The organism is uncultured Thermus sp. (assembly GCF_938010445.1).
GTDB lineage: Bacteria > Deinococcota > Deinococci > Deinococcales > Thermaceae > Thermus > Thermus altitudinis.
The window spans coordinates 1-10,882 of sequence record NZ_CALLUR010000110.1 but is presented as its reverse complement, the minus strand read 5'-3'; the positions used below and the strand labels follow the sequence as shown (position 1 = coordinate 10,882).

Here is a 10,882-nt window from a genome sequence, read left to right as displayed (position 1 = left end):
AGGCCCAGGGACCAGAAGGACGCCTCGAGGCCCTCCATCCCTTGGCATTATGCCTCGCCCCCAGGGTTGACACCCTCGGGTATATTCTGGATACGATTTATATATGCCCCCCCTTGCCCTCCTTATGGCATCCGCGCTGGCCCTGGGCCTCGCCCTAGCCCAGGAGGTGGTGGTCCAGACCCCCTTGGGCCCCGCCCAAGGCCAGGTGGGGAAGGTTTCTCCTCACCTTCCGCGTACCCGGCTTTGAGGGCCTGGGGGCTTTCCACGGCCTGGAACTGGCCCCCCTCTTTGGAAACCTGGAGGAGATGCCCTTTCTGCCCCTTTTCCTCAGCGCCGAGGCCCGGGACAAGGCGGAGGTTTTGGGGAAGCGCATGCGCCGCTACTGGGCCAGCTTCGCCCGGGAAGGGGAGCCTCGAGGCTGGCCCCGCTGGCCCCAGTATGGGGAAGGGTACCTCCTACGGCTGGACGAGCCCATAGGCCTCCTCCCCGATCCTTACGGGGAGCGGTGTGGCCTCCTCGAGGCCTTAGGGCTACTATAGGCCCATGAAGCCCCGCGCCACCTGCCCCCTGGACTGCCCGGATGCCTGTAGCCTCCTCCTCACCCTGGAAGGGGGCCGCCTCGCCCGGGTGGAAGGCGACCCCCGCCACCCCATCACCCAGGGCTTTGCCTGCGCCAAAACCTACCGCTACCCCGAAAGGGTACAGGAGCGCCTCCTCTACCCCTTGCGCCGGGTGGGCAGGAAGGGGGAAGGCCGCTTTGCCCGGGTCTCCTGGGAAGAGGCCCTAGAGGAGATTGCCGAAAGGCTGAGGCTCATCCTGGACGCCTACGGGGGCGAGGCCGTTCTTCCCTACCACTACGCGGGCACCATGGGGCTCATAGAAAACCAGCACCCCTTGGCCTTTTTCCGGGCCATCGGGGCCAGCGAGCTAGAGGAAACCATCTGCTCGGCCGCGGGAAGCGCCGCCTGGGAGATGACCTACGGGCCTAAGCTGGGCCCAGACCCTGAGGAGGTGCCCAACGCCCGCTACATCCTCCTATGGGGCATCAACAGCCTCACCACCCACAGCCACCTCACTCCCTTCCTCAAGGAGGCGCGAAGGCAAGGGGCCAAGGTGGTGCACCTAGACCCCTACGAAAACCACACCAGCCGCTTCGCCCATGAGCACCTCAAGCTCCGCCCCGGCACCGACGCCGCCTTGGCCTACGCCCTGGCCCACGTGCTCTTCCGGGAAGGGTTGGTGGACTGGGAGTACCTAAGGGAGGCCGCCACCGGGGTGGAGGACTTCCAAAGGGAGGCCGAGGCTTGGCCTCCAGACAGGGCCGAGGCCCTTACCGGGGTGCCCAAGGAGACGGTAGAGCGCCTGGCCCGGGAGATGGGGGAGGCCAAACGGGTTTTCCTAAGGGTGGGCTACGGCATGACCCGGCACCCCGGAGGGGGGAATGCCCTAAGGGCCGTCATCCTCCTCCCCGCCCTCCTGGGGGCCTGGCGCTACCCGGGGTGCGGGGCGTTGCTTTCCACCAGCGGGGCCTTTGCCCTCAACAAACGCTTCCTTGGGGGCAGGCACCTTCTGGAAGGAGATCGCCCCCACAAGGGCTACTTCCGCCCCAACCCCAGGGTGCGCCGGATCAACATGAACCAGCTGGCCAGCGCCTTAACCCGGCTTACGCCCCCCATCCGGGCCCTTTTTGTCTTTAACTCCAATCCCCTGGTGGTGGCCCCCAACACGGCAGGGGTTAAGGAGGGCCTCCTGCGGGAGGACCTTTTCACGGTGGTGCTGGAGCAGGTCCAGACGGAAACCGCCCTTTACGCGGACTACCTCCTGCCCGCCACCTTCTTCTACGAGCACCCCGACCTCTACACCAGCTACGGCCACTACTACCTCTCCTGGAACGAGCCCTTGGCCGAGCCTCTGGGGGAGGCCCGGCCCAACACCTGGGTCTTCCGGGAACTTGCCCAGCGGCTTGGCCTCGAGGAACCCACCCTCTACTGGACGGCGGAGGAGGTGGCCAGAAGCCTCCTGGCCACGGACCACCCTTACCTGGAGGGCCTCACCCTGGAAAGGCTAAGGGCGGAAGGCTTCGTGAAGCTTAAGGTTCCCAGGCCTTTCCTCCCCTTCCAGAAGGGCCCCGTGCGCTTTAGCCCACCCCCTGAGGTCATCCCCACGGAGGCCCTTCCCGGCTACCCCCTAATCCTCCTCACCCCTCCGGCCCACCGCTTCCTCAACACCACCTATGGGAATCTCCGGGCCCTGATGGAGGCGGAAGGCGGCGAGCCCAGGCTCCTCATCCACCCGCAGGACGCCAGGGAACGGGGGATCACCGACGGTATGCTGGTCTACATCCACTCCCCCCAAGGGAGGGTGGTGCGCAAGGCCCAGGTGACGGAGGCCCCCATGCCGGGCACGGTGGTCCTCGAGGGCACCTGGTGGGAGAAGTGGGCCCCGGATGGCAAGGGCATCAACCACCTCACCGCGGAAACCCTCACCGACTTAGGGGGCGGCAGCACCTTCCACTCCACCCCGGTGGAGGTGGAGCCCCTCCGCCTGGCCTGATTGCCACTTGGGCTACAGTTTTGCTACCCTGGTTGGGTGCAGGTACCTAAGCCCCTTAAGCACGCCGTGGCCCTGGCCGCCTGGTCCCATAAGGGCCTCCTCCTGGTGAAGCGCCCCGAGGAGGACCCCGAGTTCGGCGGGGCCTGGGGCCTGCCAGCGGTGAGCCTAAAGGAGGGGGAAAGCGTGGAAGAAGGGGCCTTGAGGGTGGGCTGGGAAAAGCTGGGCTCCCCCGTGGAGGTTCTCCAGCCCGTGGCCTTCGGGGTGGAGGAGCGGAGGGCCTACACCCTAAGGCTTTGGGTGGTGGAGGCCAGGCTCCTCACCGAGCCCCTCCTGCCCGAGCCCCAGCCCGGGAAGACCTACTACCGGGCCTACCGTTTCGGCACCCCTCAAGACCTTAAGGAGGCCGCCCAAGAAGGCTCCTTGTGTAGCCGCCTCTACCTGGCGGTGAAAGGCCTTTGCCCATAAGCCATGGAAACCCTGCTTCTGGTCAACCTTTTCCACGAGCTGGCCCTAAAAGGGGGCAACCGCCCCCATTTCCTCAAGAAGGCCAAGGCCCATGTGAAGGAGGCCCTAAAGGGCACGGGGGCCCGGCTGGAGGCGGCGTGGCCCATGGCCCTTCTCTTTCACCTGCCCGAGGAAGCCTGGCCCGAGGCTAAGGAACGCCTACAGGACACCCTGGGGGTGGAAGGCTTCGCCCGGGTCCTGCGCACGCCTCCGGACCTGAAGGCCCTCGAGGCCGCCTTGGAAAGGGTTTTGGAAGGAGAGCGCTTTTTAAGCTTCCGCATCACCGCCAAGCGCTCCGACAAAACCTTCCCCCTCACCTCCCCGGAGATGGAGCGCCTCCTGGGCGCCTTCGTGAAGGAGAAGACGGGGGCCAAGGTGCAGCTAAAGGGGGCGGAACGGGAGTTGGTGGTGCGCGTCCTGCCCCATGCCGCCCTTCTGGAGGTGGAGCGCCACCCGGGGCCCGGGGGGCTTCCCCCTGGAGTCTCGGGAAAGGTGGTGGCCTTGCTCTCTGGGGGGATTGACTCCCCGGTGGCCGCCTACCGCCTCATGCGCCGGGGGGCCGAGGTGGTCCTGGTGCACTTCCACCCTTTTCCTCTCCTCTCCGGGCAAAGCCGGGAAAAGGCCAAGGCCATCGCCGAGCGCCTGGCCCGCTTCCAGCACCGCATCCGCCTGCACCTGGTTCCCTTTAGCGAGGTGCAAAGGGAGATCATCGTCAAGGCCCCCAAGGCCTACCGGGTGGTCCTCTACCGCCGCTACATGCTCCGCATCGCCGAGGCCATCGCCCAAGAGGAAGGAGCCTTGGCCCTTTGCACGGGGGACAGCCTAGGCCAGGTGGCCTCACAAACCCTGGAGAATCTCTATGTTGTAAACCAGGCCGCCACCCTTCCCGTATTCCGCCCCTTGATCGGTTTTGACAAGGTGGAGATCAAGGCCGAGGCGGAGCGCATCGGCACCTACCCCATCTCCATCCTCCCCGACGAGGAGTGCTGCACCCTTTTCGCCCCCAAGCACCCCGTGACCCGGGCCCAGCTTTCCGTGGTCCTCGAGGCGGAACGCCACCTAGATACCGAGGCCCTCATGGCCTTGGCCCTGGAGGGCCGGGAGGTGGTGCGCTACACCTGGCCAGGGCAAAAACCCCTACCGGAGGCCCAAGAGGAGGCCCCTATAATGGGGCATGGACCTCTTGACGGCTAAAGCCCTTCTGGAAAGGGGCGAAACCACCCCTCTGGCCCTTTTGGAAGAGGCCCTGGAAAGGGCCCGGGCCTTCCAGGACCGCAACGCCCTAGCCTACCTGGACGCGGAAGGGGCCAAGGAGGAAGCCCAGCGGCTTACCGAGGAGCTGAGGGGGGGAAAAGTCCGGGGACCCTTGCACGGCATCCCCCTCACGGTGAAGGACCTCTTCCCGGTAAAGGGCATGCCCACCCATGCCGGAACCCGGGCCCCCCTGCCCCCCCTGCCCGAGGAGGCCCAGGCGGTGAGGCGCCTGCGGGAGGCCGGGGCTCTCCTCTTCGCCAAGACCAACATGCACGAAATCGCCCTGGGTATCACCGGGGAAAACCCCTGGACTGGCCCCGTGCGCAACGCCGTAGACCCCAGCCGCCAAGCCGGGGGAAGCAGCAGCGGGAGCGCCGTGGCCGTGGCCCTGGGGATCGGCCTGGCCTCCTTGGGCTCGGACACCGGGGGGTCCATCCGCATCCCCGCTGCCTTCAACGGGGTGGTGGGCTTCAAGCCCTCCTACGGCCGGGTGAGCCTGGAAGGGGCCCTGCCCCTATCCCGCTCCACCGACCATGCGGGGCCCATCGCCAAAACGGTACGGGATGCCCACTTCCTCACGGAGATCCTGGCAGGGGAGAGCATTCCTTTAGAGGGCCCGCAAAACCCCACCTTCGGCGTGCCCCTGGACTTCCTGGAGGGCCGTCTGGGGGTGGGCGTGCGCCGGGCGTTCCAAAGCCTTTTGCAGGATCTGCCCTCCCTAAGGGCCGAGGTGAGGGAGGTGTCCCTACCCCTTCCCGGGGTCTATGAGGTCTACACCCGCCTGGTGCGCTACGAGGCCGCCCGCATCCACGAAAAGGCCTTAAAGGAACATCCGGAGGGTTTTTCGCCTCAGGTGCGGGAGGCCCTTTTGGCGGGGCTTTCCCTCACGGAGAAGGACTATCGGGATGCGGTGGCGGAAAGGGAGGCCTTGCGCCTGCAGTTGGTAAAGGCCCTGAGGGGGGTGGATGCCCTCCTCCTTCCCACCCAGCCCCTACCCGCCCCCCCCTTGGGCACGGAGGAGGTGGAGCTGGAGTCGGGGAGGAAGAGCCACCGGGAGGCCTTCATCACCCTCACCCTGCCCTTTAGCCTCCTGGGGGTGCCCACCCTCACCCTGCCCTTCGCCCGGGTGGAGGGGATGCCGGTGGGGCTTCAGGTGGTGGGCCCCTACGCCGAGGATGGCCGGGTGCTGGCCATCGGGGGCTGGCTCGAGGCCCGGCTAAAGTAGGGCATAGAGCAGGCCCAAGGTCAAAAGGGTTAGGGGCAGGCCCAAGCGGAGGTGCTCCCAAAGGCCAATCCTCACCCCCTCCCTCCCCGCGCCCTCGGCCACGATGAGGTTGGCCACGCTGGCCAAGAGGGTCAGGTTCCCCGCCAGGGTGCTCCCCCCTGCCAGAAGAAGCCAATCCCTGGGGTCTTGCACCAAGGGGGCCAGGAGCAACACCGCCGGCACATTGGAGACCAAAAGGGAAAGAAGGGCAGCGCCCAGAAGAAGCCCCAAAGGGGTAGCGGCCCAGGGCAGGAGGTGCTCCACCAAGCCCAGCCTCCGCACCCCCTCGGTGACCACAAAAAGGCCCGCAAACATCACCAAAAGCTCCCAGTCCACCCTTAGGAAGTACCGCTCCGAGCGAAGGCGGCGGGTAAAGAGGAGCAGCCCCGCCGCCGCCAGGGCTCCTTGGGCCATGGGGTAGCCCAGGAGAAAGGCCAGAAAAAGCCCCAAGGCCACCCCAAGCCCCTTGGTCAAAAGGGGGCGGTGCAACCGGTAGCGCAAGGGGGGCATGGGGGGAAGGGGTGCCAACGAGCGCACCTCCGGGTAGAGGAGGGCCAGCAGGGCCACCTGAAGAAAGAGGCCCAAGAGGGCCACGGGCCAAAGGGCGGAGACAAACCCCAGGTAGGGAATGCCGGAAAGGCTTGCCACCACGATGTTCTGGGGGTTTCCCGTGGGGGTCAGGAGGCTTCCCGTGTTCACCGCCGCCATGAGGGCGAGGAGGTAGGGAACGGGATGGAGCCCCAGGCCCCGGGTGAGGGAGAGGACCAAGGGGGTGAGGAGGAGGGCCATGGTGTCGTTGAGGAAAAGGGCGGAAAGGAGGCCGCTTCCGAAGGTGAGGAGAAGGAGGAGGGAAAAGGGCGTCCTAGCCCATCGCAAAAGCCCCTCCGCCGCCAAGCCGAAGAAGCCGGCATACCCCAGGTGGGCATTAAGCACCATGATGCCGAAGAGGAAGGTGAGGGTCTTGGCGTCCAGGGCCTCCCAGGCCTCCTCGAGGTCCAAGGTCCCCAGGAGCACCAAAAAGCTGGCCCCCACCAGGGCCACCCCCGCCCGGTTCATGCGGTACCCGGGAAGCCCCCCTAGGGCCAGGCCCAGGTAGGTGAGGAGAAGAACCAGGAGGCTAAGCCCTTCCCGTATCTCCTGGGAAAACGCCATAGAGCTTCTCCTCCAACCTAGCCCTTACCCGGGGCCACTCCTCCCGCAGGAGGCTATAGATGACGTCATCGCGGAAGCGGCCATCCGCCAAAAGGCGGTTTCGCCTTAAAATCCCCTCCCGCACCGCCCCCAAGGACTCTAAGGCCCCTTGGCTTCGCAGGTTCAAGGGGTCTACCTTGAACTCCACCCTTTCTGCAGAAAGCCCCTCAAAGGCATGGACCAGGAGAAGATACTTGGCCTCCTTGTTGGCTGGGCTACCCCAGAAGGGCTTAAAGATGAGGGTTCCAAGTTCAAGCTTGCGGTTTTTGGGATCGGGAGCGATAACCGAAATCCGCCCGGCCAGCTCCCCTCCCAAGAAGATCGCCCAGTTCACCCGGCCAGGCTCGGAAAGAAGGGCCTCGAGGTGGGCCTCTAGGTCCTTCGGCCCCTCCACCCGATGGCTCATGTAGCGGTAGACCTCGGGGTCAAACTGGGCCTGAAAGCTAGGGAGGTGGGCAAGGGACAAGGTCTCCAAACGCACGTACCGGCCCCTAAAAACTTCGGGGAAAACCCACATGCTACCCATTATGGGACCCGCCGGGCCCCATGCGCGGCAACCCACCTGGAACCGGGTTGGCCTTGGCAATCCGCGAGCTTGCTAAGGTTTACCTGGGAAAACGCATCCGGATCATTTGCCAAGGCCCGTAGTAGAATGGCAGCGAAAGGAGGCTAACCATGAAAAGAGCTCTGGTTTTGCTTTTCCTGTTTTTCTCTATAGCCCTAGCCCAAAACATCACCATCACCTATTGGCAGTACGAGTTCCGCAGCAAGGTGGAGGCCATCAACGAGCTCATCCGCCGGTTTGAGGCCCAAAATCCGGGCATCAAAGTGGTGCACCAAACCTTTCCCTACGACGCCTTCCAGCAAAAGGTGGCCGCTGCTATACCTGCGGGCCAAGGGCCGGACGTGGTGAACCTGTACTATGGCTGGGCCCCTACCTGGGTCAAGGCCGGGTATCTGGTGCCCCTGCCCGATGACTGGATCCAGCGCCTGGACCGAGACTTCGTGGCCATGGCCCAGGCCGCCAAAGTGGGCGGAAAACTTTATGGAGTACCCACCGCGGTACGGAGCCTGGCCCTTTTTTATAACAAGGACCTTTTCCGCCAGGCGGGGATTACCAACCCTCCCAAAACTTGGGAGGAGTTTATCGTTATAGGTCAAAAACTCACCGTAAAACAAGGTGGGCGCTTCGCTCAAATCGGCTACGGGATCGCCCCCGATGGGCAGGACCATCACCTGGTCCGGGAGGTCTTGGTGCGACAGTTCGGAGGCAAGCCCTACTCCGATGACGGAAAACGGGTCCTTTACCAAAACGAGGCTGGGCTTAAAGCCCTCAGCTTCTATACCGACTGGGTGCGCAAACACGAGATCGGGGTCCCCGGTTTCTTCCCCGGAAACAACGGCTACCGGGACGGGTTCATCGCAGGTAGGATCGCCATGATCGTGGACGGTTCTTTCGCCATCGGTACCATCCAACAAGGAGCCCGCTTCAACTTTGGGGTGGCGGAGTTGCCCTTGGAACGGGCAGGAGGGCGAAAGGCCAACTTCGGCTCCTTCTGGATGCACGGCCTCACCCCTTTGGCCACCGGGCCCAAGCGGGAAGCCGCCCTTAAGTTCCTGGCCTTCATCACCTCCGAGGAAACCCAGCGCTACTGGCTGGAGAAAGTGGGGGAACTCCCGGCCAGCAAAAACCTAATCCGGGACCCCAAGCTCTCCCTCCATCCCATCTATGGCCCCTTCGTGTTGAGCCTGGCCTACGCCAAGGCTACCCCCTTTGTGGACGAAGCTGCCCAGCGCAAGGTGATGGTGGACGCCATCAATCGGGTTCTGCTCCAAGGCATGGACCCCGCCCAGTCGCTTAGGATAGCCGCCGAGGAGGAGCAAAGGATACTGGACCAGTTCTGGAGGTAGGGTGCGGCTCACCCTGGCCCAGCGGGAAGCTCTTTGGGCCTTTGTCTTTCTGGCCGTTCCCCTAGCTTTTTTCCTCTACTTCCGTATCCTTCCTGCCTTCCAGGCCCTTTGGCTTTCCCTTTATGAGTGGCACGCCGACCCCGCACAAAGGCGCTTTGTGGGCCTCGAGCACTACGTCCGGCTCCTGGAAGACCCCCTTCTCCGCCGGGCCCTCTGGAATACCCTCCTCTACACCCTTCTGGGAGTTCCGGGCCAGATCGTCTTGGGCCTTATAATCGCCCTCCTCCTGCAAAGAACTCCTCTTGGTCGAGACCTGTTCCGGGCCATCTACTTTGCCCCGTATGTGACCCCAGCGGTGGCCGTAGCCTGGGTTTGGAGCTGGATGCTTTCCCCCCATTTTGGACTCGTCAACGAGCTTTTGGCCCTCTTGGGAATCTCCCCGCAGCCCTTTTTGCAAAGCCCGAGCCAAGCCCTGCCCACTGTGACCTGGGTGGTGGTCTGGCAGAACCTAGGCTTCCAGGTGGTCCTCTTTCTGGCAGGCCTGGAAAGCATTCCCCGGCAGTATTACGAGGCTGCCCGCATAGACGGAGCTGAAGGGTGGAAGCTGTTCCGCCACATCACCTGGCCCCTTCTGAACCCCGTCCTAGTGTTCTCCGTGGTCATTGGCACCATCGGTTACCTGCAGCTTTTCACCCAGGTGGTCAACCTGAACTTCACCGATCAAGGAGGCCCCCTTAACAGCACCCTGACCCTGGCCCTCTACATCTACCAGCTGGCCTTCCTGCGCTTCCAACTGGGATATGCCGCAGCGGTTACCGTCCTCCTTTTTGCCCTCATCCTCCTCATCACCCTGGTACAGCTCAGGCTCCTCACCCGGAGGGTGGAAGTATGAAGAGCCAAGCCAGGCTTACTAGCTTTCTGGTTCTTTTTCTCCTCCTCTTGGGCAGCGGGGTCATGGTCCTACCCTTTCTCTGGATGCTCCTTACTTCTTTCAAACCCTTCCCCGAGCTCTTCGCCCTTCGGTTCTTTCCCCAAGAACCCACCTTGGAAAACTACCGAGTAGTGCTCCGGGAAACGGGTTTTTTGCGTTGGTTTGGGAACAGCATCCTGGTAGCCTCCCTAACTACCCTTTCCGTGCTTTTCTTCGATAGTCTCGCCGGCTATACCCTGGCCCGACTCCGATTTCCAGGAAAAAATCTGATCTTTATCCTTATCCTCTCCACCCTCATGGTTCCCACAGAGATGCTGGTCATCCCTTGGTATGTGATGAGCGCGGAGAAGGGTTGGATCAACACCTACTGGGGGCTTCTCTTTCCCGGGCTCATCACCGCCTTTGGGGTCTTCCTTATGCGGCAGTTCTTCGCAACCCTACCCCAGGACCTCTTTGACGCCGGGCGAATGGATGGGCTCTCCGAGTTCGGGGTCTTCTGGCGTATTGGCCTACCCCTGGTACGCCCGGCCCTGGCAGCGTTAGGGATCTTCACCTTTTTGGGCAACTGGAACGCTTTCCTTTGGCCCCTCATCGTGGTCCAAACCCCAGAGATGCGCACCCTTCCCGTAGGTATTGCCCTTTTTTCTGGGGAGGCAGGCACCGCTTGGAACCTGATCATGGCCGCTTCGAGCCTAGCGGTGCTACCGGTACTCTTGGTCTTTTTCTTCTTCCAACGGCAGATCATTGAAGGCGTGGTTCTCACGGGGGTAAAGGGCTGAGGGAGCTTCAGAAAATACAACCATACGCTAATACGCTACCCCCCACCGGGAAGGGCCACGGCCCTCGAGGACACCCTGCGCTACACCCGCACCCTTTTGCAAAGGGTCTTCCAAAGGGTAAGCTCTTGACAAATGTTCCGCGTGGGCATCCTAACCGTTTCCGACAAGGGCTATAGGGGCGAGCGGGAGGACACCACCCACCTGGCCATCCGCGAGGCCTTGGAAGGAGGGCCCTTTGAGGTGGCCGCCTACGAGATCGTCCCCGACGAGCCCCCCCTCATCAAGAAGGTCATCCGGCTTTGGGCCGACCGGGAGGGCTTGGACCTCATCCTTACCAACGGGGGCACGGGCCTAGCCCCCAGGGACAAGACCCCCGAGGCCACCCGGGAGCTCCTGGACAAGGAGGTGCCGGGCCTTGCCGAGCTCATGCGCCTTAAGGGCCTGGCGAAAACCCCCATGGCCGCCCTCTCCCGGGGCCTTGCGGGGGTAAGGGGG

11 protein-coding genes and 2 pseudogenes are annotated in these 10,882 nt (G+C 63.7%); 10 read left to right on the top strand and 3 right to left on the bottom strand.

Translation table 11 applies throughout. From position 1 onward, the window contains the following. Positions 1–103 precede the first annotated feature (103 nt). From Q0693_RS06400 to Q0693_RS06375, 6 genes and pseudogenes are all read left to right on the top strand, one after another. Positions 104–247: a hypothetical protein gene (locus Q0693_RS06400; protein WP_298630083.1), complete on the top strand. Its 144-nt coding sequence runs from the start codon at positions 104–106 to the stop codon at positions 245–247. Beyond that, a pseudogene (locus Q0693_RS06395) lies at positions 216–539 on the top strand (carboxylesterase/lipase family protein); the annotation flags it as partial. The gene Q0693_RS06400 and the pseudogene Q0693_RS06395, both read left to right, overlap by 32 nt. Before the next feature lie 4 nt (positions 540–543). After that, positions 544–2,553: a molybdopterin oxidoreductase family protein gene (locus tag Q0693_RS06390; RefSeq protein WP_298630081.1), complete on the top strand. Its 2,010-nt coding sequence runs from the start codon at positions 544–546 to the stop codon at positions 2,551–2,553. A gap of 36 nt (positions 2,554–2,589) precedes the next feature. Beyond that, complete coding sequence (locus tag Q0693_RS06385) at positions 2,590–3,018, top strand: NUDIX domain-containing protein (RefSeq protein WP_298630079.1); 429 nt, start codon at positions 2,590–2,592, stop codon at positions 3,016–3,018. Between the two features lie 3 nt (positions 3,019–3,021). Continuing rightward, the gene (thiI, locus tag Q0693_RS06380; RefSeq protein WP_298630077.1) at positions 3,022–4,251 is read left to right on the top strand and encodes a tRNA uracil 4-sulfurtransferase ThiI; all 1,230 of its coding nucleotides are present in this window, start codon (positions 3,022–3,024) and stop codon (positions 4,249–4,251) included. Next, entirely contained in the window at positions 4,232–5,536 is a 1,305-nt protein-coding gene (locus Q0693_RS06375; protein WP_243029943.1) for an amidase, read from the top strand. The genes thiI and Q0693_RS06375 overlap by 20 nt, the downstream gene beginning before the upstream one ends. On the opposite strand, the gene Q0693_RS06370 is transcribed toward Q0693_RS06375, so the two are convergent. The 3 genes and pseudogenes from Q0693_RS06370 to Q0693_RS06365 all read right to left on the bottom strand — a co-directional run. Continuing rightward, the gene (locus tag Q0693_RS06370; protein ID WP_298630072.1) at positions 5,528–6,727 is read right to left on the bottom strand and encodes an SLC13 family permease; all 1,200 of its coding nucleotides are present in this window, start codon (positions 6,725–6,727) and stop codon (positions 5,528–5,530) included. The two genes, Q0693_RS06375 and Q0693_RS06370, sit on opposite strands and share 9 nt — an antisense overlap. Positions 6,728–6,751: 24 nt before the next feature. Further along, positions 6,752–6,796, bottom strand: coding sequence for a hypothetical protein (locus Q0693_RS10820; protein ID WP_366140528.1), 45 nt, complete (start codon positions 6,794–6,796; stop codon positions 6,752–6,754). Positions 6,797–6,863: 67 nt separating this feature from the next. Next, a pseudogene (locus tag Q0693_RS06365) lies at positions 6,864–7,283 on the bottom strand (GNAT family N-acetyltransferase); the annotation flags it as partial. 158 nt (positions 7,284–7,441) lie between these two features. On the opposite strand from Q0693_RS06365, the gene Q0693_RS06360 reads away from it, so the two are divergent. The 4 genes from Q0693_RS06360 to Q0693_RS06345 form a co-directional block, all read left to right on the top strand. Further along, the gene (locus tag Q0693_RS06360) at positions 7,442–8,677 is read left to right on the top strand and encodes an extracellular solute-binding protein (RefSeq protein WP_298630068.1); all 1,236 of its coding nucleotides are present in this window, start codon (positions 7,442–7,444) and stop codon (positions 8,675–8,677) included. A 1-nt stretch (position 8,678) separates the two neighbouring features. Beyond that, entirely contained in the window at positions 8,679–9,569 is an 891-nt protein-coding gene (locus tag Q0693_RS06355; RefSeq protein ID WP_298630066.1) for a sugar ABC transporter permease, read from the top strand. Next, entirely contained in the window at positions 9,566–10,387 is an 822-nt protein-coding gene (locus Q0693_RS06350) for a carbohydrate ABC transporter permease (protein ID WP_298630064.1), read from the top strand. The genes Q0693_RS06355 and Q0693_RS06350 overlap by 4 nt, the downstream gene beginning before the upstream one ends. A 132-nt stretch (positions 10,388–10,519) precedes the next feature. After that, positions 10,520–10,882, top strand: a 363-nt coding sequence (locus Q0693_RS06345) for a MogA/MoaB family molybdenum cofactor biosynthesis protein (RefSeq protein ID WP_298630062.1), incomplete at its 3' end; no start/stop codon positions are given.